Source organism: Mycobacterium sp. NGS54, assembly GCF_059812465.1.
This window is the reverse complement of record NZ_JCALCS010000005.1, coordinates 187,291-209,575: the sequence shown is the minus strand read 5'-3', so window position 1 is coordinate 209,575 and position 22,285 is coordinate 187,291. Positions and strand designations below refer to the sequence as shown.

19 protein-coding genes are annotated in these 22,285 nt (G+C 63.5%); 6 read left to right on the top strand and 13 right to left on the bottom strand.

All coding sequences use genetic code 11. The features are described 5' to 3' along the window. Positions 1 to 24: 24 nt before the first annotated feature. Positions 25 to 1,173 carry an ABC transporter substrate-binding protein gene (locus AC5Y5E_RS16875; RefSeq protein WP_158086191.1) on the bottom strand — a complete coding sequence of 383 codons (1,149 nt, stop codon included), beginning with the start codon at positions 1,171 to 1,173 and terminating at the stop codon, positions 25 to 27. A 568-nt stretch (positions 1,174 to 1,741) separates the two neighbouring features. On the opposite strand from AC5Y5E_RS16875, the gene AC5Y5E_RS16870 reads away from it, so the two are divergent. Further along, positions 1,742 to 3,841 (top strand): molybdopterin-containing oxidoreductase family protein, encoded by a 2,100-nt coding sequence (locus AC5Y5E_RS16870; RefSeq protein WP_083169501.1) that lies wholly within the window; start codon positions 1,742 to 1,744, stop codon positions 3,839 to 3,841. Between the two features lie 24 nt (positions 3,842 to 3,865). Here AC5Y5E_RS16870 and AC5Y5E_RS16865 read toward each other — a convergent pair whose 3' ends face one another. Genes AC5Y5E_RS16865 through AC5Y5E_RS16855 form a run of 3 tightly spaced genes read right to left on the bottom strand, consistent with a single transcriptional unit; the run spans position 3,866 to position 7,988 of the window. After that, a complete protein-coding gene (locus AC5Y5E_RS16865; protein ID WP_426626961.1) occupies positions 3,866 to 4,615 on the bottom strand; it encodes an SDR family NAD(P)-dependent oxidoreductase in 750 nt (249 codons plus the stop codon). A 44-nt stretch (positions 4,616 to 4,659) separates the two neighbouring features. Then, positions 4,660 to 5,595 carry a hypothetical protein gene (locus AC5Y5E_RS16860; RefSeq protein WP_426646485.1) on the bottom strand — a complete coding sequence of 312 codons (936 nt, stop codon included), beginning with the start codon at positions 5,593 to 5,595 and terminating at the stop codon, positions 4,660 to 4,662. Between the two features lie 38 nt (positions 5,596 to 5,633). Next, positions 5,634 to 7,988 carry a CaiB/BaiF CoA-transferase family protein gene (locus AC5Y5E_RS16855; RefSeq protein WP_499904016.1) on the bottom strand — a complete coding sequence of 785 codons (2,355 nt, stop codon included), beginning with the start codon at positions 7,986 to 7,988 and terminating at the stop codon, positions 5,634 to 5,636. A 194-nt stretch (positions 7,989 to 8,182) separates the two neighbouring features. Here AC5Y5E_RS16855 and AC5Y5E_RS16850 point away from each other — a divergent pair, with 194 nt between their 5' ends. Further along, positions 8,183 to 9,454 carry an amidohydrolase family protein gene (locus AC5Y5E_RS16850; RefSeq protein ID WP_232078279.1) on the top strand — a complete coding sequence of 424 codons (1,272 nt, stop codon included), beginning with the start codon at positions 8,183 to 8,185 and terminating at the stop codon, positions 9,452 to 9,454. Between the two features lie 164 nt (positions 9,455 to 9,618). On the opposite strand, the gene AC5Y5E_RS16845 is transcribed toward AC5Y5E_RS16850, so the two are convergent. Next, positions 9,619 to 10,830 (bottom strand): LLM class flavin-dependent oxidoreductase, encoded by a 1,212-nt coding sequence (locus AC5Y5E_RS16845; protein WP_499904015.1) that lies wholly within the window; start codon positions 10,828 to 10,830, stop codon positions 9,619 to 9,621. Positions 10,831 to 10,957: 127 nt separating this feature from the next. Here AC5Y5E_RS16845 and AC5Y5E_RS16840 point away from each other — a divergent pair, with 127 nt between their 5' ends. Further along, entirely contained in the window at positions 10,958 to 11,620 is a 663-nt protein-coding gene (locus AC5Y5E_RS16840) for a TetR/AcrR family transcriptional regulator (protein ID WP_499904014.1), read from the top strand. A gap of 50 nt (positions 11,621 to 11,670) precedes the next feature. On the opposite strand, the gene AC5Y5E_RS16835 is transcribed toward AC5Y5E_RS16840, so the two are convergent. Further along, complete coding sequence (locus tag AC5Y5E_RS16835; protein ID WP_426626895.1) at positions 11,671 to 12,135, bottom strand: nuclear transport factor 2 family protein; 465 nt, start codon at positions 12,133 to 12,135, stop codon at positions 11,671 to 11,673. Between the two features lie 204 nt (positions 12,136 to 12,339). On the opposite strand from AC5Y5E_RS16835, the gene AC5Y5E_RS16830 reads away from it, so the two are divergent. Beyond that, the gene (locus AC5Y5E_RS16830) at positions 12,340 to 14,166 is read left to right on the top strand and encodes an FAD-dependent oxidoreductase (protein ID WP_426626894.1); all 1,827 of its coding nucleotides are present in this window, start codon (positions 12,340 to 12,342) and stop codon (positions 14,164 to 14,166) included. A gap of 50 nt (positions 14,167 to 14,216) precedes the next feature. Here the strand turns inward: AC5Y5E_RS16830 and AC5Y5E_RS16825 are convergent, their stop codons facing one another. After that, a complete protein-coding gene (locus tag AC5Y5E_RS16825) occupies positions 14,217 to 14,471 on the bottom strand; it encodes a hypothetical protein (protein WP_142274859.1) in 255 nt (84 codons plus the stop codon). Between the two features lie 52 nt (positions 14,472 to 14,523). Continuing rightward, positions 14,524 to 15,282 carry an SDR family NAD(P)-dependent oxidoreductase gene (locus AC5Y5E_RS16820; RefSeq protein ID WP_083169519.1) on the bottom strand — a complete coding sequence of 253 codons (759 nt, stop codon included), beginning with the start codon at positions 15,280 to 15,282 and terminating at the stop codon, positions 14,524 to 14,526. Between the two features lie 118 nt (positions 15,283 to 15,400). Between AC5Y5E_RS16820 and AC5Y5E_RS16815 the strand changes: the two genes are divergently transcribed. Both AC5Y5E_RS16815 and AC5Y5E_RS16810 read left to right on the top strand, forming a co-directional pair. Continuing rightward, the gene (locus tag AC5Y5E_RS16815; protein WP_158086196.1) at positions 15,401 to 16,165 is read left to right on the top strand and encodes an SDR family NAD(P)-dependent oxidoreductase; all 765 of its coding nucleotides are present in this window, start codon (positions 15,401 to 15,403) and stop codon (positions 16,163 to 16,165) included. Beyond that, entirely contained in the window at positions 16,162 to 16,917 is a 756-nt protein-coding gene (locus tag AC5Y5E_RS16810; protein ID WP_067920478.1) for an SDR family NAD(P)-dependent oxidoreductase, read from the top strand. The genes AC5Y5E_RS16815 and AC5Y5E_RS16810 overlap by 4 nt, the downstream gene beginning before the upstream one ends. Before the next feature lie 5 nt (positions 16,918 to 16,922). On the opposite strand, the gene AC5Y5E_RS16805 is transcribed toward AC5Y5E_RS16810, so the two are convergent. The 5 genes from AC5Y5E_RS16805 to AC5Y5E_RS16785 all read right to left on the bottom strand — a co-directional run bounded on the left by AC5Y5E_RS16805 (position 16,923) and on the right by AC5Y5E_RS16785 (position 22,044). Continuing rightward, positions 16,923 to 18,119: a CaiB/BaiF CoA transferase family protein gene (locus AC5Y5E_RS16805; RefSeq protein ID WP_067920480.1), complete on the bottom strand. Its 1,197-nt coding sequence runs from the start codon at positions 18,117 to 18,119 to the stop codon at positions 16,923 to 16,925. A 42-nt stretch (positions 18,120 to 18,161) separates the two neighbouring features. Beyond that, on the bottom strand, positions 18,162 to 19,271 hold the full coding sequence (locus AC5Y5E_RS16800) for a hypothetical protein (RefSeq protein WP_067920482.1): 1,110 nt from the start codon (positions 19,269 to 19,271) through the stop codon (positions 18,162 to 18,164). Then, positions 19,268 to 20,368, bottom strand: a complete 1,101-nt coding sequence (locus tag AC5Y5E_RS16795) for an NAD(P)H-dependent amine dehydrogenase family protein (RefSeq protein WP_499904013.1) — start codon at positions 20,366 to 20,368, stop codon at positions 19,268 to 19,270. The genes AC5Y5E_RS16800 and AC5Y5E_RS16795 overlap by 4 nt, the downstream gene beginning before the upstream one ends. Before the next feature lie 125 nt (positions 20,369 to 20,493). Next, positions 20,494 to 21,276 (bottom strand): hypothetical protein, encoded by a 783-nt coding sequence (locus AC5Y5E_RS16790; protein ID WP_499904012.1) that lies wholly within the window; start codon positions 21,274 to 21,276, stop codon positions 20,494 to 20,496. Between the two features lie 210 nt (positions 21,277 to 21,486). Next, complete coding sequence (locus tag AC5Y5E_RS16785; RefSeq protein ID WP_499904011.1) at positions 21,487 to 22,044, bottom strand: TetR/AcrR family transcriptional regulator; 558 nt, start codon at positions 22,042 to 22,044, stop codon at positions 21,487 to 21,489. Between the last annotated feature and the right edge of the window lie 241 nt (positions 22,045 to 22,285).

Below are 22,285 nucleotides of genomic sequence, written 5' to 3'. Positions count from 1 at the left end.
GACTTCGAGCAAGAAAAGGGTCCGTCAATCCGCGGCGAGCACATTTATTCCACCTACGACCGTGCGCATGGTGATGTAGTCGCCCTTATAACCGCGATGGTCGTAGTGACCGAAGGAGATATGGTTGCCAGGGCCGCCGACGGCGGCGTCCAACCTCCGTATTTTCTCCAAGCTTCGGCGCAAGCCGTCGCGCGAATGCGGCTTCGCCGTTGCCAATCCATGGGCCACCACGTTGCCCATGTCGTATCCCTGCGCGGTGTAGCAGTGCACCGGCCGTCGCCCAAACCGCTTCTCGAAACGGTCAAGCATGGACGTGAATGTGGTGTTCCGTTCGTCGAACTGATCGACGCCGACCCAACCTTCGAAGTTGTCGATCAGCCCGGTGTACTGAGAAAGTCCGTCAATGGTGCCCATGAAGATCGACATCGTGATGCGTGCAGCGGCGTAGCCTTCGGCCGCAAGCTTCTGAGAAGCGCCGAGCACCGAGAACGCATTGGCACCGAACCCCACGTACATGTAGGCCTCGACACCGGAGTCACGCATCATAGTCACTGCGGCCGCGGCGGTGTCGGCGTCGATGAACGACCCGACGCGCACGTCTGCCACAAATGATGCGTCCCGCTCGTGAGCGCGCTTCTTCATATACGTCGTGTATTCGTCGCCGAGAAGGTTGTCCTCGCGGATGACACCGAGCTTGCGCGCACCGGCCACGTCGACCGCGTGGTCCACCATCAGAACCGCCTCGTCACAGAAGGTCCCGTTCGGAGTCAAGAACGTCCACGGACCTGCGAGTTCCAGGCCGCCGCACATCGCGATGAACGGGATCCCGACCTCTTCCACGTAGGGATTGATGACAGGCACATTCTCCGACGTATGGGGGCCGATGATGGCGATCGGTGCGAACTCCCGCACCGATCGCTCGACCGCGTCCAAGATCGTCGTCGCCCGCGCGTAGGGCAACCCCTCCACCTCGACGACCTTCAGCTCCACCGGGCGGTCGAGTAACCCGCTCTGATGCGCCTCGTCGAAGGCGAGTTGGGTGGCGTCGTATTGATCGTAGAGCGGCTGCAGGCCGACTCCCCAGTCCTGGATGATCGCCACGCGGTGCGGTTCTCGGGTGCCCGAGTTCACCTTCGGCAAGCTGCGCGAGATTCCGTCTGGATAGTTGACCACGTGCCACTCCATCGTTCACGGGCGGTGTCAGTTGACCGTAGGAATTATCGACGCACTTGTCAAGTATGTGCTGTCGGTCATCCCTCCAGTCGATGTAACACGCTGCGGCGATCGATGCGCCAAATAGAATGATGGAATCGGCTTGCTTGTCGAGTACCGTGCCGGCTGCGCGCCGAGAGCGACACCTCCGAAGCTGGACACACACGTCGGCAGAGTTCGAGCTGGTGCCCACCGGGTCGTGTACCCGCTGTTCCGCCTCGCATCGAGACGGCGCTCGAGCTGAGCGACCAGAATGAATTGTGTGAGGCCCGTCGTCCTCGCTAAGGCCCATAGAGTCAGATTGTTGCACTGATTTTGGTAGCCAGGTGGTCAGCGATCGCCTAAAGTCGACGCAGATGCATCCCAGCGATCGGCCACGGAGGAGTAGAGCGTGTGACGCGATCGAGCGTTCAGCAATGCGCCCGCCCGATGAGCGGCGAACGAGTGATCGTCACAGGCGGCGGATCTGGAATCGGCGCGGCGGCGCTGCCGCCCGTGATCGCCAAGCTTCGTTCGGCGCGTGGCTGATATGGCCACCGAATCCGAGACAACCATCGTCAGGTCGACCTTCTGCCGGATCTGCGAATCCCGCTGCGGGATCGATGTGCAGGTGCAGGGCGGGCGAATCACTCGCATCGGACCGGACAAGGCGAATCCCTATTCGTGGCAGGACTTCTGCTCCAAGGGCCGTTCCGCGGCGGAGGTGGTGTATCACCCCCGCCGCCTGAAGTGGCCCATGCGCCGGGTCGACGGCGGCTATCGCCGCGCCAGCTGGGCCGAGGCAACCGAGGATATCGCTAGGCGGCTGAACGCGATTCGCGATCGGTTCGGCCCCGACTCGATCGCCGCGTACCTGGGAAATCCCGTCGGTTTCAACGGCGCCAATGTTGCATGGTTCGCCAGCTTCGTCCGTGCGCTGGGTACCAACAACATGTTCTCCGTGTCGTCGGTCGATCAGAACAACCTCGAACGGGTGTGCTACGAGATGTACGGCCGGTGGCTCATACCTCTCGTTCCAGACGTCGACGAGTGCGACTACTTCCTTCTGGTTGGCATGAACCCAGCCGTTTCCACGTTCGGCTGGATTCACAACGTGCCGAACGGATGGCGACGAGTGCTGACGCGGCAGGCCGACGGAGCAACGGTCGTGATCGTGGATCCCAATCGCACACAAAGCGCCGAACAGGCCAGTCGGCATATCTCGGTGTGGCCGGGCCAAGATTGGGCATTGCTGCTAGCCATGCTTGCCGTCATCGTCCGCAACAGACTGGCGCGCTTCCCTGACCAACCCGCGGTGACTGGCCTCGGCGAACTCGATCGCCTCGCCCGCGAAGTAGATCTCACCGACCTCGCCATGCGTTGCCGAGTTCCCGCCGACGTCATCGAATCCACTGCGCGCGGTTTCGCCTCAGCACGTACGGCGATGTGTGTCGCCCACACTGGCGTAGCACACAACGGCGAAGGTGTGCTGGCCGAGTGGCTCAGTCACGTACTCAACGCCATCACCGGTCGCCTCGACACCGTGGGCGGACGGCGGTTCGAGCCGGGCTACACATCGATCAAGGACTCCTTCGGCACGAGCCCACCTAAGCCGAGCAGAGTGCGCTCCCTACCCGCCGTGGCGGGTGCCCGCTCGCTTGCCGAACTCGCGGATGAGATCCTCACACCAGGCGATGGACAGATCAAAGCGTTGATCTGCAACAGCGGCAATCCAGTGATCAGCGGGCCACACGGCAACCGCCTCGAAGGTGCACTCGCTCAACTGGATCTGCTGGTGGCTATCGACTTAGTTCAGCGGGAAAGCCACGCTCACGCCGACTGGTTGCTACCGGCCGCGCACTTCCTCGAGCGGGATGACTTTCTGCCGATCTACTCCTCGTTCGAGGACCAACCGTTCGCTCAGCTCGCCCAGGCAGTCGTGCAACCCCCTGACGATGCTCGCGAGGAGTGGATGTTCTTCCGCGACCTGGCGTTGGCCCTGGAGCTGCCGATGTTCGGCCCGGCGACGGCCTCAATGACACCACGGGCGATGTGGAAGAAGCTCGTCGACGACGGCGGCAAGCTCTCGTGGTCCGATGTCGAGGGCAGCCCACACGGAGTGGTTTACGGCGACAAGGAATACGGTCGGCTCGCCGAGGCCGTCGCCACGTCTGACGGAGCCGTGCATCTGGCTCCAGAACCGTTCCTCCAGCGGGTACGCGCGGTCCTAGACGCCGCACCAGCGTCACCGTCACCGGACTGGCCGCTGCTGCTATCCAATCAACGCTGGAAGTCGGCGATGAACTCGTGGCTGAACGACACCCCGACCGCACTGAAGCGGCAGTCGGCCAACACTGTCTACCTCAACACCGATGATGCTGCACCACTCGGGATTTCAAGCGGCGATGTCGTGAGGGTGTCCTCCCGCACCGCAACGTTGGAGTGCACTGCCGAAGTGAGTTCCGCACCGCGTCAAGGGGTGGTGATCCTCGGCCACGGCTGGGGGTCGCGGGTTTTCGACCCGCACGGTGCCGAGCCGCCAGCCGCCTACGGCGTCAATCGCAACGCTTTGGTAGCAGATGCGGACGTCGACCCGCTTTCGGGGACTCCCGCCTTCGGCATCGTCGAAGTCAGGGTAGCCAAGGTTTGACGACGCGGGATCGACCTACGTCGCCTAGGCCAGGAAGCCCGCCATCACCGTGGTTGTCGACCACTGGCCCGCCGTCATCGCACCGTCAACGGTGAGGACGTGGCCGTTGACGAAAGCCGCACCGTCACTGCACAGATAGGACACCGCGGCGGCGATATCCCGTTCGCTGGCCAACCTGCCCGCCGGGATGATCTTGCCAATGTCGGCGAGCAGACCGGGCGGGAGCAACTCATAGGTCTTTCCCATGTCGGTGATCCCGGATCCAATGCTGTTGACCCGCACACCGCTGGGGGCCAATTCCATGGCCGCCGTGCGCGAGATCATGTCCAGCGCGGCCTTACTCGCACCGTACGTAGCCAGGAATGGCGCGGGTTGACTGCCACCGATGCTGCTCATATTGATGATGACGCCGAAGCCACGCTCGCTCATGCCGGGCGCAAACGCGCTGATGAGTCTTACTGCGGCAAATACGTTGACGTCGAAAATCGTTTTCCACGAATCGATGTCGGCCATTGCGACTGGAGAATACTGCTCTTCGGCGGCCGCGTTATTGATCAATATGTCCACCCGACCCACCTCCGCGGCCAACCGTGCCACGTCGGAATCGCTGGACACATCGGCGGCAATAGTTTTGGATCGTCCCCGCGCTGCGTCGATCTCGTCGGCCACCGCAGTTAGCGCGTCCATGCCACGGCCGACCAGGATCACCGCGGCACCCTCGGATGCAAGCTGCATGGCCGACGCTCGCCCGAGGCCCCGACCCGCCCCGGTCACCAGCGCAGTACGGCCCTCGTGAGGCAGCGCGGTCTGCGTGTTGGTCACGGCACGTAGACGCTGTCGTGCAGGAACAACGCGCGACCGAGGCACAGGATCAGTGGCTGGGCGATGAAGATCGCGATGTTCATCGTGATGATCCACACCGCCAACCTGGCGGATTCCCGTTGCCATCCCGGCGTCAACGTGTGGACCTTGAACAGCTTTTCGTTCGGATAGTTTCCATCGGAATCTTCGCGCAGGGTGAGCGAGATGAAGACGGCGAACAGCATAAACGGGATCGCCGGCCAGACGAATGACAGTGTCCCATGCGCGGATTCCCACTTGGGTCCGACCGCCTCGACATAGGAGTACCAGCCGGCAACAGTCATCAGACGCTCGCCGAGGATGTCGATCGCGTAAAACACCGCCATGGCCGATACCACCAGCAGGACCGTCGCGGATGCCTTCGGTACAGCACGCTGCAGGAGGGCGGACACTTTCGGTACCAGCTTCAGCAGGATGACGCATTCGACGGCGAAAAAGATTCCGTAGCCGAAAATAGCAATCACCGGCTTGGTGTACGTCTGGTACCAGGTCGAGGTCCAACCAGTGAAGGTCCAGAATTCGCGGTTGTAGACCAGGTAAGACCCCCAGTCTGCCGGCCACTCGATCCAGAACATCGTGGTTCCCGCGAGGAACAGCATCGCCGGCATGGAGATCTTCTTGGCGCGGAACGTCTGGATCGCGAAGAGGATGAACATGGCCGTCCAGATCGCCTGGAATCCGTACCCCCACAACCACGGCAGATGCGGATTGTCGAGATGATCATGAGGATACGGCGGCGCGACCACCGTGGCACTGTTGTCTGTGAGCACCAGGGTGCCGACCACGATCGCTGCCAACACTGCCACGACCACCCAAGGCAACCAGGCGGCGGTACGCGACGGCGGTGATATGACGCTGCCGGACGACGTCTCAATTGGTATGTCGATAGTCATTGACTGCCTTCCCGTTCATACTTCATTAGCGAGTACTGTTACCAGACAAGGGCTTTGATGTCTGAGCGTCCGATGACGCCCGCCTCACGCAAGCGTCGGTAGTCCCCTTCGGTCACACCGACCTGTCCCAGCCATACCTCGTCGTCGTGCTCGCCGAGCATCGGCGCGGGACCTACCTGAACCGGACCGGGAATGGAAGACCACCGCACGGGCATGCCCGCGTGAGTATTTACCCCGGTCTTGGGATGCTGCACCTGCTCGAAGAACCTACGGTGCTCGAGTTGGTCGAGCTCGGGCACCAGATGCCCTAGTACCACTTCGCCAACCGGAATGCGCCTTTGCATCATCGCCTCGACGACGGCGTCCACCGTGAGGATCGACGTCCACGCCGCGATGGCGGCGTCGATCTCGTCGTGATGCGCCCTGCGCTCGGCCTCACTCCAATCTGTCCAATCGGGTCGATCGAGGAGCCCGCACAGTGCCCGCCACCCGTCGTCATCGGTAACGGACAGGCCTACCCAGCGCCTATCCCCCAGCCCGACGCGGTCCACCTCCGATGTGGGGTAGATACCTTGCGGCGCAGAGCTATTCGAGCGGTTGCCGGACCGGACGCAGTCGACGCCATAGGCACTGTGCTCGATGACCACGTTGGCCGCGACGCTGAGCGCCGCCGAGATCATGGGCGCCTCGACCAGAACGCCCTCACCAGCAGCCAGTGCGTGCTCGAGTGCGAGGATCAACGCCAAAGTGGCATGACTTCCCGCGATGGGATCGCACGGCCCATTGGGGATTTCCGGCGTGGAATCGGGCCATCCGGTGGACCACGCCATGCCGGAAGTCATCTCCATGGTCTGGGCGTATCCGCCACGGTCGCGCCACGGCCCGTCCAGGCCGTACGCGGGCATCCGCACCATGACCGCCCGCGGGTTGATCGCGTGCACCTCGTCCCAGCCCAGGCCCCAGGATTCCATGACATGCGGACTGTAATTCTCGATGACGACGTCACATGTACCGATAAGACGCTTCGCCAGAGCACGGCCATCCTCGGTCCCCATGTCGACGGTGACCGATCGCTTGCCGGTGTTGGTTCCCGCGAAAATGCCCGAAAACTCCGGCCAGTCAGGATCACTCATCGGCTTGCACGTGTTGCTTCTGATCGCATCCGGCCGCTTGCCGCCCTCGACGTGAATGACCTCGGCGCCCAACAGCGCAAGCAGATGTCCCACGATGGGACCCGCCCAGTTGGCAGTGAAGTCAGCGACGCGGACTCCCGCAAAAGACTTGTCCCGCTTGGGCCGCAGCTCTCCCCCGCTCCACAAAGGCAACCCGTGCGCGCCAAGCTCGGGAGCCTCGCCACGCGGCCGTGCCGGCTGCCCGTGTATCCGCCACGGCACGCAGGGCTGAACAAAGTCGCCCGAGGCGTTGGTCTCGAAGGCCCGTCGCTCCACCAGGTGCTCCAGCTGCGGGATCGTCGCGCCGGTACCGACGTTGGCCGCCGGCACCCGTAGCAAGTCGGCGAGTTCCAGGATCTCGGCGGTGGTGTGTTCGGCGGACCACGCGTCGATTGCATCCATCAGCTCGTGACGGCGAACGAACCGATTCGCCATGATGCCGAGTTGCGGGTCGTCCATCCAGTCGCTTCGGTCGATCAACGAGCAGAAGTCCAGCCATTGCTGGCCGGTGACCACCATGAAGCCGACGTAGCCGTCCTTGGTGGGGTGGACATCGGGCAGGTTACGGGCACGGATCGGGCGCATTGGCCGGCCGGCGATCGTGAACCACGACACCGGGTGCACGGTTGTGGTCAGGATCAGCGATTCCAGGATCGACACGTCGAGAAGTTCGGCTCCCCCGCCGAACAGGGCCGCCGCGGTATGCACCGCGGCGAACATTCCAGCCGTCCATTCCGAAAGCCGGCCCCCGGCGATCAATGGGGCACGTTCAGGCGCACCGCGCTGTCCGGGGCCACCGGACATCGCCTGCAGCGTGAGGTCGGTCGCCGGGCGATCCACCCACGGCCCGGTCAGCCCGAAGTTGGTGATCGCGGTGACGACAGCGCGCGGGTTGATGGCGCGAAGCGCGTTGGGCGGCAGGCTACGCGCGATGTCGGAGTGCGGTGACCACACGATCACGTCAGCGGCTCGCAGGGTTTCCGTCAGCTCAGCGGGCTCGGTCACGACGGCCGACGACGAGCCCGCCGCCAGGAACTTGAACAATGCGCCATTGGAATCCACGGCGCCCGAGTGCGACCAGCGTCGCAGTGGATCGCCCGCGGGATCCTCCACCCGGAGCACCTGCGCTCCCGCATCGGCCAGGAGTCGGCTGCAGTACCCGCCGGCAAGTTCTCCGGCGAGACTCACCACCTTGGCCGTGGCCACTGCCGGTGTAGTCACGAGAGTCATTCCTCCTGGTTGGGCGGCGTGGACCTTCAATAATGCTGCGCTCGTGTGAGCTTGGCGTGGCACCGAAATCAAGTGAGCCTTGCACCGATCACAAAGTCGACGGTATTGTCGAATTTAACGCATTGTGACGCGCGCCTCAATAGGCAGCGTCCAGAAGCCGATCGCCACGGTCAACCGGAGGAATGATGCTCAAACTGTTCAGCGTCGACGACCACATCGTCGAGCCAGCCGATGTGTGGACCAAGCGGCTGCCGCGGAAGTTTCAGGAGAAGGGTCCGCACGTCATCGACGCCGACGGCCGCCAATTCTGGGTCTTCGAAGACCAGCGTTCCGCCACAATGGGTCTCAACGCCGTGGCAGGCAAGGCCCCGGAGGACTGGGGCACCGATCCGGTCCGCTTCACCGACCTGATTCCGGGCTGCTACGACGCTGCCGCGCGAGCCGACGACTTCCGTGCCGACGGCATCGTGGGCAGCGTGCTGTTCCCGTCACTCCCGGGCTTCGGCGGCCGAGTGTTCTTCGAAATGAAGGACAAGGAGCTGGCCGACCTATGCGTGCGGGCCTACAACGACTTCGTGATGGACGAATGGTGTGCTGCCGCCCCGGACATCTTCGTGCCAACCATCATCCTGCAACTGTGGGACCCAGACCTCGCCGCAGCGGAGTTGCGTCGGTGCGCAGAGCGCGGCGCTCGCGCGGTCTCTTTCCCCGAGAACCCGAGCTACCTGAAGCTGCCCTCACTACACACTGATCACTGGGATCCGGTCTTTCACGCCTTCGAGGAGACCGGTGTGGTCTGCTCGATGCATCTGGGCTCCAGCGGGCACATCCCCATTCCCACGCCGGACTCGCATTTCAGTGTGGCGATCACGGCCGCGCCCGCCGTGGTGGGCATCGAGACCATCACCGACATGCTGTTCGGCACCCTGCCCCGACGTTTTCCAAACGTGCAATTCGTCATGACCGAGGGCGGTATCGGCTACATACCCTACGTGCTCGAACGCGCCGACTTCGTCTGGGGCAAGCACCGGTTCTGGGCGCCGTTCGGGGATATCAAACCGTCGGAAATCTTCAATCGGCAGTTCGCTGTGTGCGCCGTCAACGAATCATTCGGGCTTAGTGAGGATTCCATCGATCGCATCGGCATAGACAACATTTTGTGGGAGTCAGATTACCCGCACTCGGAGACCGCCTGGCCATCCAGCCAGACCGAGGTCGCCAAGGCGCTGGGGCACCTCACACCGGAGCAGATCGACAAGATCACCCACAGGAACGCCGAGCGGATCTTCAACTTCCCGGTGACCAAAGAGGCCAAGGCCGCTGGCATCCAGCATCGCCTCGATAATGCCGAAGCCAATGGCGAGCGCCCCCAAGCCATCAAGGCCTACCCCGTTGACGCCACCCCCAACGGCGACCTACCCGACGTCACCCGTGTCGTCGCAGGAACCGCGAAGTAGGCCAAGGGTTGTGGCTGGCCAAGCGAGCTCGCGGGGTTGCTATGCATCGCGGGCAAGCTTGGAAGCTAGCCCGTCGAGAAATACGTCAAGCTCCCATTGGAATCGTTCGGCATCGGTACGTGTCTGCAACGCAGGCCGTCCCGACGCCTTCGCAGCGTCATTCCCTACTTGAACTCACTGCCGATCCCCAGATAGCCGAGTTGAGGACCGGCGGCCGCGTCCACCGAATTCTGTTCCTTGACAATGGATACCAGTTTCGTGAGGTTGGCGGCGGCCGTCTCGCCTGTGCTGAGGTCGGCGGCCGTCGAATGGTCGATGACGCACGCGTAATTGAGACCCGCGTCGAAGTAGGCGTTCAGCTCCGAAGCCACCTTCTCCGCCGATCCACTCATATGACCCATGTCGCGCGATGCCTCCATGGGAACTCGCGAGATAGCCTCACGGACGTACTCCGCCGAGTACGACTCAGGCTTCATGTGACGGGCATAGGACCACTCGTCGCCGAGCGGATGCTCAAAACCGAAGCGCCGCCAATCCGCCCCGGACACCGCGCCGTAAACGATGGTGTCCCAACGCAAGTATGCCGATGCCGCCAATCTATCGATCTCGTCCGGATCGTCGTTCATCAGGACGAGCACGCTGGCGGCGAAGCGCAGTTCGTCAGGATCGCGGCCGGCCTGTTCGGCACCTTCCCGCACCAGGGCGACGTCTTTTGCGAATTGCTCAGGTCCGCCTAGGCACATACCGGGCAGGTTCGTCAACAGCCCGTCGGCATAGCGGCCAACCATCCGCAGCGTTTGTGGACTTCCGCCAGTCGCTACCAACACTTTTGGCGGAGAGTTGCCGTAGGGGGCCAGATCGACGACGCCGCCCTTCATCGAGTAATACTCACCGTCGAAGTGAACTGGGCGACCTTCGCTATCGAAGATCAGACGCAGGATCTGCAGCGTCTCTTCGAGTTTCTTGGCTGATCCCTTCCGACTGTGACCGTATTGAACGACGTTCTTGGCCTCACTTGCGCCGACAGCGTAGATGCCTCGGCCATGGCTGATGTGGTCGAGCGTCAGGAACTTCTGTGCCAACTTGCTCGGCACTTCCCGAACGACATCGACGGCACCGAAGAACAGCTCGATGGTCGAAGTTGACTGGGCCGCAAGAGCCATTACCAGGCTGGCGTCGTAAAAGTTGTGCGCCCGCGGCAGATAGGCGGAGGCAGGAATCTCCGGCCAGATGGACTGCGGCAGGTTGTTCTGGATCTGGTCCGTGAAGGTTACGACGTCTAATCCCATCGCTTCACACTGACGCGCGTATTCCACACACATCTCGATCGGCGGGAAGAACATTCCGTAGACGCCTATCTTGCGCTCACTGGTCACTAGACGAGCATGACTAACAACCCTTACACCTGTCAAGGTTGAGTCTCAAGAAATTGCGACTCACATCACCGGGTCCGGGCACGCCGACCCACGCCGACGACGGGGGGACTCGGACGCTTAAGCTTTCATGGTGGCTACGGGGCGTACCGGCCGCTTCAACCGCGCGGCGTTCACGGACGAGATGTTGGCGTTCGTCTCTGATCGCGGACTCGACCAACTGTCCATGCGGTCGCTCGGCGAGGCCCTCGGCGTCTCCCACATGGCCGTCTACCACCACTTCCCCGGCGGCCGTGACGAGCTGCTACAAGTGACGACGGACGCGGTCCTCTCCCAGATCGACCTTCCGGAGTTCTCCGACGACTGGATCGAGTGGCTAGTCCAAACCGCGGAGCGCGTCTTCGACGTGCTGAGCAGATATCCCGGTGTGGGTGCGCATGTATTCGCGCGACATCCGGTGTATTTGACCAGCGGTGTCACGGAAATGATCGATACGATCATGGGAACGCTGCTGAACGCAGGCCTAACGGAAGCCGAAGCGGTCGAAGTGTGGACCGTCGGCGAAACGTGGCTGGTGGGTCAGCTGTGGATAGCCGAGGAGACTCGGGATCGCCCGCCGTCGGCTCCCGCCGAGATTCGAAAGCTCTTCCCGAACAACCGCGCCGCCGACGGCACCCGCAATTTGCGCCGTGTGGCACGGCTACTCCTTGAAGAGTCGGCTGGCAAGCACCTCTCGTCCGGGCTTCGAGACTTGCTGACAGGGTTCTCGCGGCGCACAGGCCGGACGCGGTGAATGTGCCGGCGCCATCGGCCCGCCGGAAGGAATCGGTGTGAAACCGACTGTCAGGCCGAAGGTTCGTCGCTGCGGAACCCTGGATTGAAGCTGTTGTTGCCACGGCCCCAAATGGCGCGAAAGCTGCGACGACGCACTTTCCACCCCTGCCCCGTGCGTACGAACTCATCTTCGTAGATCCCGCCCAAAGTGTGCAGCACGCCGCCCGCAGCATCGAGTTTCATATGCTGGGCCTGCATGTAATACCTCCCCTTGGCGCTGTTGCCGTCAACGTCGAACAGGTGGTTGGTGAACATGTGTTGTGTTGCGTCCATTGCCTCTACAGCTGCCCGCGACGCTTCGATGAACGTGTCGACTCCGCGGATGATGAATTCCGGACCAAGGCCGTAATCCAGCTCAACGTCATCGGTGAAGAGGTCGCGGAGTTGGTCCCAGCGTCTGCCGTCGAGGGCAAAGGCATACCGATGTGTGAGCTCTAGAAGCGCTTGGATGTCCTCGAGTGATGGATCGGCCATGGCATTCTCCGTTTCCAGCTGAGTCGCGCGGCGCGCATTACGCCATCTCTAATCGACACACTAGTCAAAAATATGAGTACTGCACTCGGACCGGTAAAGACGGCTCTACACTGCGAGGCGTCGGCCTGATCACGTAGGTGGATATCTGCCATAGTGCGATCACGTGGAGCGGTCGGATTCACGTTGTGCGAAAGGAATACCCAGATGGACGGAACGATTGGTACCGCAACCCAGCTGGGTCTACCCGAGGCGGTCGACGTCGCGGTCGTGGGCTCCGGTGCAGCGGGGTTGGCCGCCGCTCTATCGGCTGCTGTGGCGGGAAGGTCGGTGCTGATCGCCGAATCCCAGCCGCTGATCGGCGGCACCACCGCGATCTCGGGCGGCGCTGCGTGGGTGCCGAATCACGGTCTCTCCTACCGTCAACTCGCGGCTTCGGACAGCGCTGAGGACGCCCGCCGCTATCTGCTGGGTGAGGGGCGCGACGCCGTACTCGACCACGGCTTGGTCGAGGCATTCCTCGATGGGGCGCCGAAGACGGCGCGGTTCATCGAAGCGCATACCTATTTGAGTTGGCTGCCGACGATATGGCCTGACTACCACTCCGAGATCGCTGGCGCCTCCAACGTCAGATCGCTACTACCGGGACTCTTCCCGAGCGATCTGCTCGGGACGTCGGCGTCCATGGTGCGCTCGCCGGCGGGCACCCTTCGGACCAACCCCATGCCGGCGTGGATGCTAGATCGGCTTCCCGGCATCTGGATCGCCGGCCACGCCCTGGTAGGCGCCTTGCTGGAGGCATGCCTGCGGTACGGGGTGGCGGTCCGGACATGCGCGCCCGCCGCTCGACTCGTCGAAGGCGATTCGGGCGTATCGGGTCTGGTCATCTCGTCTGACCGGGAATTCCGTTCCGTCGCAGTGCGCCGAGGCGTAATACTCGCCAGCGGTGGATTCGAGGGATCGGACGAGTTCACCGACAAATATCTCGACGGCAGCTTCGGCGCACAGATAAGCCCCGCTGGCCACGACGGCATCGCCCTGACGATGGCCGCAGAGGTCAACGCCAGCTTGTCCGCGACCGAGGCCGCGTGGTGGATGCCCGCCGTGCACGTTCCGGGCGACGAGTCGGACTCCCAGCCCACCAGTCGAATCTTGCTCGGCGAACGCGGACTGCCCCACACGATCATGGTGAACCGCGACGGCGAGCGGTTCGCGAACGAGGCGCGCCCCTACGCCGACATCGGCGCAATCATGCGTCGTGTCGATCCCGGCACAGGGGTGATGCCGAACGCAGTGGCGTGGATGCTCTTCGACGACTACTACTGGCGGCGTTACGGATTCTTCGATTGGCCACCCGGCTCGGAACCTCCTTCGTTCCTTGTCCGAGCGCACAGTCTCGACGAGTTGGCGCGCCGTTGTGGAATCGATGCCGACGGTCTCACACGCACTGTCGCAGCCTTCAACCCACTGGCCAGGCAAGGCCGCGATCCGCAGTTCAACCGTGGCGGAACTACCTACGAACGCTTCTTCGGTGACTACCATCCCCGGCTCGGACGGCTGGCGCCCCTTAGTCGGTTCCCATCGGCCACGGCACAGGTACACCGCGTCGCCGCAGCCGCGGCCGGCCCGGTCGTCGCACCGCTGGCAGCGCGCGTCGCCCGCCGCCGCGAACCCGACCGACTGCGAGAGCGAGCTGTCCCGCTACTCGCAAAGTATCTACGCGCCTACCTGAAGAGTCCTGCGAGCAGCGTCCTCGGCCCGATCGATTCGCCGCCTTACTACGCAGTCCGCGTCGACGCCAGCGCGCTCGCAACTGTCGGGGGTCCGCGCACCGACGCCCACGCACGCGTCCTCGACGAGGGCGGAGCGGTGATCCCTGGGCTTTATGCGGCCGGCAATGCAGGCGGTGCGGCGACCGGTGGGTTCTACGGCGGAGCGGGATGCACAATCTCGCTCGCGCTCACCTTTGGTCATCTGGCTGGACGCCACGCCGCATCCCGATCAGCGGATGGTGCTGACCGTCAACCGGTCTGAGCGCTGAGCCGAGAATTGGCGCTCGCCCGGATACTTCCGCTATTTGGCGCCTATCGCTTTTGTAAGGGCGGTTGGGTGCGCTGCCCCCGCAGGCGCTTCTGCACCCGGCCCAGCGCTTCCAATCTGCCCTGCTGAGCCGCGATCTCCTCTTGATCAGGTTCCGCGGCCTCCTCGAGTCGTGCGATGAGATCTCTGGTGCGGACCTGCTCGCGGTAGAGGCGTGCGTCGGCCTCCTGAAAGGTGATGAGGTCCATCTCTTCGGCAAGTGGGTCGTGCTCGGGAGGCGAGCTATCGTCGCTAATCAAGGGTATGCACCTTTCAGCTCACCACGTTGCCCGAGAGGGCGACCGACCGCGCTCAGACCGCCGTCAGGCCACCGTCGACGACCAGCTCGGAACCGGTCGTATACGACGACGCCTCGGAGGCGAGGAACAACACCATCCTTGCCACCTCGGCGGGATCGGCCATCCGGTTCATCGGAACGCCCGCCGATATGACGCTACGAGCGTCTTCAGGGAGCACCTGCGCGAGCATGTCGGTCAAGACCCCACCCGGGTGCACGGAATTCACCCTGATCCCTCTAGGGCCGTATTGCACCGCGGCCGCCTTGGTCATACCGCGGACTGCGAACTTGGCAGTGGTGTAGGCCGCGTTAGGTGTGAAAGGAGCATGGGACAGGCCACACACCGACGAGATGTTCACGATCGATCCGCCGCCCGCTTGGAGCATCTGCGGGATCACCGCCCGCATCCCGAAGAACGCTCCGTGCTGGTCGACGGCAATCACCTTCAGGTAGTCCTCGACGCTGATGTCGGCGACATCGGCGAATGGGCCCGACGTGCCCGCGTTGTTCACCAGAACATCGATCGAGCCCAGCGTATGGCGGACGGACGAGACCGCGGCAGCCCAGCTGTCCGGATCCGTGACGTCCAACTCGACAAACATCGCGCGCTCGCCCAAAGCTCCCGCGAGTGCGCGCCCGGCCTCTACCTGGATGTCGGCGACTGCGACCCGGGCACCGGCCGCATGGAGAACCCGCGCGATCTCGGTGCCGATGCCCTGGGCGGCGCCTGTGACGAGTGCCGTCCTGCCGTCGACCCGGAATGAATCACTCATATTGCCCCTTGCCCGTTCTTCGATTGTCCGTCACGCTAAGAATTATCCGACATACTTGTCAAGTATCTGTCGAGTCATCGGAGGACTGATCATCGACATTCGCGAACGGGTTGTCGTCGTGACCGGAGCCGGCCTTGGCCTGGGCGCCGCGTTGGCGCGCACGATCAGCGCGAAAGCGCCGGGTGGTCTCGTGATCGCCGACATCGACGAGGAGGCAGCCCACCTGACTGCCGCTAAGTACGACAGCTACGGGATTGCTGCGGACATGGGTAGCGAGTCCGGTGTCCGGGCCGTAGTCGACGCCGCAGTCGACCGTTTCGGCAGAGTCGACATGTGGATTGCCAACGCCGGCACTGGGATAACGTGTGACCCGTTCACGGACGACGCCACCTTCTCCCTCATGTGGAACCTGCATGCGATGTCGCAAGTGTGGGCGGCCAGGGCATTACTGCCCGGCTGGCTGAAGCGCGGCAGCGGACATTTCGTCGCCGTCGTGTCCTCGAACGCGCTGACCACCAACCCGGTCTCCATGGGCTATGCGATGACGAAGCACGCTCAACTCGCGGCCGTGGAATGGCTGGCCATGACCTACGGCGCGGCCGGCGTCACCACTACTGCGTTCTGCCCCAAGGGAATGCGGACGCCACTACTGGAGCAGCACGCGCAGACGAATGCCTATGCCCGCGCGGCGCTCGCGGACGCGATCACACCCGAACAGGCCGCATCGATCCTCGTCGCAGCAATCGAGGAGGGTCGCAGCATCGCTCACACTCACCCGGCGGTACTGGACGACGCCCGACTGAGGCTGGACGACCATGCCGCGTACCTGCGCACGCTCGAGCAGTTGCACGCGCTGGTTCCTGAGATCGGCGTTCCGCGTTGACCGGCAACCGATTGGCAGGTCGGTTTGCCGTCGTCATCGGCGGTGGCGCGGGGATCGGACGGGCGATCGCGCTGCAGCTGGCCCGCGATGGCGCTCACGTGTCGGTGGTGGGTCGCACAGCTGCCCGGCTGGCCGAGACCGCATCGTTGGCGAGCTCTCCCATGGCGACGCACGTCTGCGACATCACGGATCATCGAGCGGTCGAGCATCTTGCTGAGAACATCGCGCAGCAAAATGGTGGGCTGGACATCCTGATCTGCAACTCCGCCATCGGAGTGAATGCGATGCTGCACGAGACATCCGTCGGAGACCTCGACGCCATCATCGCCACCAATATCCGCGGCACATACCTGTGTCTGCAAATGGGAATTCGACTGATGTCAGCCTCAGGAGGAGGTGCCGTAGTCGTCGTCGGCAGCCTCGGCGCGCTTCGTCCGGCACCCCGAGCATCGGCGTACGGCATGAGTAAGGCGGCGACCCACGCCATGGCTCGCCACGCCGCGATCGAGTACGCAGACAAAGGAATTCGGGTGAATGTCGTCGCTCCGGGAGCCACTGACACGGACTTGCTGAGCACGGCCGACGACGACGTGCGGGCGCAGGTGGCCGCCGCGATTCCGGACGGCCGCATCGCAGCCCCGGAGGAGATAGCCGAGGTCGCCGTATTTCTTGCCAGCGACGCGTGCACGCACGTGACCGGTCAGGTGTGGAGTGTCGACGGCGGCTCGTCGATAGGTGCGGCGGGCCGCTGATTCGGTTACCGGGCAATATCCAATTCCGCGAGGATCTCGTCGGTGTGTTCGCCCGGGGCCGGTGCGTGGCGACGCACCGTAAAAGGTTCGCCGTCAACGATTGCGGCCGATCCCACGTACGAGATCGGTCCCGCCACCGGATGTTGGCCCTCGACGAAGACGTTGCGGCCGGCGATGTGCGGATCGGCGGCGACCTCGTCGACGCTCTGATGGGCCGCCCCGAGCGCGAAGCCGTATTCGGCGGCCAGTCTCAGCCACTCGTCCAACGTCTTCGTGGCGATCACCTCGGCAACCAGACGGCGCTCGGCCTCATCGCCCCAGTCCACCGAATCGTTGGACGTGTCGGCCTGTCGGCCGATCAGGTCGTCGCGCCCTGCAGCCGCCGCCCACTTGTCCCAGAAGCGCTGCTCGATACAACCGAACAGGACAACCCTGTTATCCGCGGTCTCGTAGAACTGGTAGCGCGAACCCGTCATCTCACCGTCGGATCTGGCGGCCATACCGGAGCGGTCGGTGATGCGCTCGGCGTTGCGCTGCAACACTATCGGCAACCACGCCGTCATGGCGGTCGCATCCGAACCCGCGACATCGATGTAGGCGCCTACGCCGGTTTCCCTGGCCCGAAGCAACGCCGCCACGGCCTGCAGTGCGGCATGCAGGCCGCCCACGCTGGTCGCCTCACCACCGAGGTTGGCTCCGTCGTCCTCGAACGAACCACGCTCGAGCAGACCGTCCTCGCCGCGCTGTACGGCGTGGGCACCGACGAGGGCGTTCATCAGCATCCCGTGGGTCGGAATGCTGGCGTAGGGGCCGGTGGCGCCGAAACCAGTGTGCTGCACGTACACAAGGCTCGGTTTGCGGGCGCGCATCGCGTCCGGACCCACCCCCAGCTTGTCGCAGACCCCGGGGCGGTTGCCGTCGACGAAGATGTCCGCGGTGTCGATCAGTCGCCAGAATGTGTCCCGGTCGGCGTCCTCGGTGAGGTCGAGCAGCACCGAGCGCTTGTTTCTGTTGACCTGGGCGTGCGGCACGCTCACGCCAGGGACGATCTGGCCGAGAAAGTAGCGCAGGTAGTCACCGGCCGGGGGTGACTCGACCTTGATGACATCGGCGCCGAGGTCACCGAGCAGCATTCCCACGGTGTCGCCATTGAGCAGCACGGCCGATTCGACCACGCGTACGCCGTCGAGCAGGTTGGGCACTGTGAACCTTCCTTCGATAGTGGTATGCGCGTGGTCGTCCGCTCAGCGCATCGCCAAGCCCGAACCGATTCGGCGATGCTGCGGGATGCCGAACACCGGGGCCAGCAAATGGCCTGGTGGCGCCGCGATCACGCCGGGAATGGCGTTGACGAACGCCGCCACCGACGTCCAGGACTGCGAGTCCATCCAGTGTTCACCGTCGGGATCGTCGACATGCCCGCCGTGCCGTATTCCGTTGGCGAACGAAAGTCCCCGGGCATACCGGATCTGCAGTGAAGGCGTGCCCTCCACGGTGATGATCCAGTCGTTGTCGGCCTCCCAACCGGCGATCTCCAAATCGCACACCCACCGGCAGATGACCGTCACGAACGGCTCCTCGTCAATGATCCCGGTCCAGGAGAACTCCGTGCCCGCGACCGTTCCCGGCGGGACCGGCGCGCTCGCCCCGGTCAACTCCCGGGTGGTCGTGGCGAAGCGGGCATCCACATCGACCCTGTCGAGCCGCTGCCCCAGCTGCGCGGCGACGGCATGCGGTGTCTGCCGGTACATGTGGTCGAACATCGCGATGATCTGATCGCGCGGGAAGTCATCGGGTTTCGCGCCGAAACCCAGAAGCGGATAGACGTGCGCATCGAGGTCGGTGCAGTCCATCCGCTCGAGGACATCGACGTGGGCCACCTCCAACGTATGACCGGCCAAAGTGGTCGCCAACCGTTCGGCGACGAATCCCGGAGAGGAACCCACAGCCAATACCGACGAGTTTCCACGCCGGCAGGCGTCGTCGACTTCACGCGCGTACCCGTCGCTGATTCCTGCCGGATAAAAGTAATCGTGCGCGAGCAGGAGATTCTTCCCGCCGGCAAGCAGTCGCAGTGCGTCCGCGTGGCTTTGGGTGGGCTCCAATGCCACCAGCGGAGTGAAGATCACGACATCAGCGTCCAGCCGGTCGATCTCATCGCGATCGCGGGTGACGGTCACACCGCCGTGCGGGGGCAGGCCGACGAGTTCCCCGATGTCGCGCCCCTCCTTTTCGGGCGAGAAGGCGAAGACTCCGACCACGTCGAACTCCTCTGGTCGCTGCAGCAGCACCCGTAGCACGAATCCGCCGAGACGGCCGGGGCCCCAGATGACGACGCGGGTGCGGTTGTTCATTGGCTCACCCTTTGAGCCGTGACGACGTGGCGCGATGGAACCAGCGGCAACTCAAGTGCGGAGATGAGACCCGATCGCGCATTCGGCATCTCGCCGATTAGATTGACCAGGCGCATCGCTGTACCGCTGACCGATCCCCACACGTCGCCGGCGCGCCCGAGGTCGAGATCACACCGCATGTTCGGGTTGCCCGTGATCGTGACGCGATAATTCGATTCACCGACACCGTCGAATGTCGGCCATTCCGGCGCCACTTCGGCAGCCATTCGCGTGATGTGCTCGGCGGTGATCACGGCGCGTCCGGCCAACCGGCCTTCACAGGCGACTCGCAGCGCGACCACGGTGCCCGCCTCCATCAGGCCGACCGAGGTATTCAGATCCTCGTCGTGTACAGCCTTATCCGACGTCCCCACCAGCTCGTCCAGTTCAACGCCAAGGCGGTCGGCCAGCTGACGAACCATCGGACCCCAGAAGGCTTCGAAGGCACCGCCGGCGGTGATCGGTGCTTCGTAAGTGGGTGGGCGGCCGAAACCCATGATGTCCCGAATGACCGGCTCGACGTCGTAGTGGTCGTAGATCCCGATCTCCTGCACAAGCACATGCTCGACCTCATCCGACATCGTCAGTAGTGCAAGCGGCAGAACGTCGCTGGAGAAGCCGGGGTCCAGTCCCGTCGACAGGAATGTCGAACCACCCTGAGCCGCAGCCTCCTCCAATGGCTTTCGCAAATTCTCGGGCGCAGCGGGCGGGTACAACAGGCCCAACAGCGAGATCGTGATTACGTTGACGCCGGCCGACAGCGCCCGCGCGATCTCGGCGACCACCTCAACTTCTCGACCGAGCCCGTTCGCACAGTAGCTCACGACGTCGGGCGTCGTCGCCAGCAGTTCGTCGAACGACCCGACAGCGGCGACACCGACAGGGTCGACCCCGATGAGCTCGCCTGCGTCGCGACCGATCTTCTCCTCTGACGACACCCAGAGGGCCGTCAACTCCAGGCGATCGTTCGCGAGTATCCCGCGCAATGCCTCCCGACCCGTGAGTCCGGTACCAACATGTGCAACTCGGATCCTGGCGCCGACGCCGTCTGAGGTCATCCTCTACTCCATTCACGTCGGCACTTTATCGACACACTAGTCGGTTTGTACCCGACAGGAGCCCGCGGGCTTCGCCTGGCGCGAGCGGCGGCGGCACACACGCTCCCGACCCGAACAACGCTGACTCATGGGATGGTCAGACTGGCCGGGCCCGCTAGCCAGCGCAAAGCCATCAAGGGCAGGATGGTGGTCAACAGGAACGTGACGTTGAGGGTGACAATCCACGACACCAAAATCGCAAGCTGCCCGGGCCGCTGCTTTACCACTTTGCGCGCCAGCAGTTCGAACACGTCCTCGCCGTTGCCATTTCGCCATGCGGTGGCGAATACGACCAGCGCCATGAACGGCACCTGCTCCAATATCGGCCACACAAGTGGGAAGTGTCCGTCACCGACGGCGATGGTCGGGCCGAAGGCAAACTGATAGTGCCACCAGCCGAAGCCGTGTGCGGCGCCTTCGACGATTAGATCGAAGAGGTAGAACATCGGAAACGAGACGATCGTCGTCGTCATGTATGGATTGGAGTTGGGCCAGCGATCCTTGACGACGTAGAACGCCTTCTCGAGCGCTAGAAAAAAGCTGACGTAGAAGAAAACGTAGCCAGCGATGAACCACCAGCACCGCACCGGCGACGTCCAGATAGTTTCGCCCCATCCGTACCTGGCGAATCTCGGGCTGTAGAGCAGGTAGCTGCCCCAGTCCCCATAGGTTTCTTGCCAGAATGCCGAGGCGGATGCCACCGTCAGCAGGAAGACGCGGCTCAACTTTCGTTCGTGAAAAGATTGCAGGACACCGATTGTCAGGAACACGGCAGCGATTGCCCACATGGCGGTCTCCCACATGCGCGCGCCCACCGGATCAGTGAGAGTGCCTCCGCTACGCCCCGCGACGAAGAGAACCACGGCCATGAGCGCAATGCCACTGACGACTGTCGCGGCAGTCGGGATCAGTCCTCTGGCCGAAAGCCGGCGTGCAGGCGGTACGGTGCGCGCTCCAGTGACCACAGCGATTCTCCTCCACTCCAGAGGTGCCCTGAGGCTGAGGCAAGCAAAAGTCAACGCTATTGTCAAGAATGCACGACCATCGCGCGACTTAACGGCTAGACTGTTCGCAGCGTCTCAGTTCGCAGGATCACTGTGCGCGCTTGCCCAAATGATCTGGGCGATACTGCGGCAGACTGCCGCTTCCTTCACCGGAGCGCCCGCGACGCGCCAGTGGTACCAGAAGCGTTCGATCATCGACTGTATTGCGAGCCCTTGCACCATCGGATCGATACCCGGCAGGCGCTTGCCGCCGCGGAGCTTGATCAGCGCTTGAGACAAGATCTTGGCGCCGGTCATCTCGGCAGTAATGCTCCATTCCCGTAGTTCCGCGTGAGCGTACGCAGCTTGGAACGCGGCGTGGACGAAGGATCCGTGTTCGTCCCAGAAGGCGAGGTACTCCTCCACCCAGCCCGCAACGTCGTCGATGGTGGCCGCGTGGTCCATCTGCCGCAAACCCTCGGCGGCGACGATGCCAGCTTCCTCGGCATCGTGTCCGATGGTGAGAAGCACGTCCTGCTTGCTGGTGAAGTACGTGTAAAACGATGCACGTCGGATGCCGCTCGCCTCAGTGATGTCGCTGATCGACGTGGCGTCGTAGCCTTTCTCCAGCAGTAGGCGCTTGGTCTCGACCATGATGCGCATCTTCGTCCGCAGTCCTTTACGGCCGATGTCCGATGCCGGTCCGGTTTGTCGGACGCTGGTCTGCGGCCGCGGGGAGGTCCTAGGCATATATAGATTTTGACATGTCCGGGCAGTATGCGACGGCAACCGCGCCCGACACTGCCCTACACACCAACACCCGAACCACACAGGTTTTCGCCATCCGGCAGAGGGAATCGACACTCTTGTCAGGAAACCTCGATTGGCGGTAGCG

Coding starts and splice junctions, on each gene's coding strand:
- AC5Y5E_RS16870 (WP_083169501.1), top strand. CDS start 1,742: ATGGCCACCGAATCCGAGACAACCATCGTCAGGTCGACCTTCTGCCGG.
- AC5Y5E_RS16860 (WP_426646485.1), bottom strand. CDS start 5,595: ATGACTATCGACATACCAATTGAGACGTCGTCCGGCAGCGTCATATCA.
- AC5Y5E_RS16850 (WP_232078279.1), top strand. CDS start 8,183: ATGCTCAAACTGTTCAGCGTCGACGACCACATCGTCGAGCCAGCCGAT.
- AC5Y5E_RS16840 (WP_499904014.1), top strand. CDS start 10,958: ATGGTGGCTACGGGGCGTACCGGCCGCTTCAACCGCGCGGCGTTCACG.
- AC5Y5E_RS16835 (WP_426626895.1), bottom strand. CDS start 12,135: ATGGCCGATCCATCACTCGAGGACATCCAAGCGCTTCTAGAGCTCACA.
- AC5Y5E_RS16830 (WP_426626894.1), top strand. CDS start 12,340: ATGGACGGAACGATTGGTACCGCAACCCAGCTGGGTCTACCCGAGGCG.
- AC5Y5E_RS16820 (WP_083169519.1), bottom strand. CDS start 15,282: ATGAGTGATTCATTCCGGGTCGACGGCAGGACGGCACTCGTCACAGGC.
- AC5Y5E_RS16800 (WP_067920482.1), bottom strand. CDS start 19,271: ATGAACAACCGCACCCGCGTCGTCATCTGGGGCCCCGGCCGTCTCGGC.
- AC5Y5E_RS16795 (WP_499904013.1), bottom strand. CDS start 20,368: ATGACCTCAGACGGCGTCGGCGCCAGGATCCGAGTTGCACATGTTGGT.
- AC5Y5E_RS16790 (WP_499904012.1), bottom strand. CDS start 21,276: ATGGCCGTGGTTCTCTTCGTCGCGGGGCGTAGCGGAGGCACTCTCACT.
- AC5Y5E_RS16785 (WP_499904011.1), bottom strand. CDS start 22,044: ATGGTCGAGACCAAGCGCCTACTGCTGGAGAAAGGCTACGACGCCACG.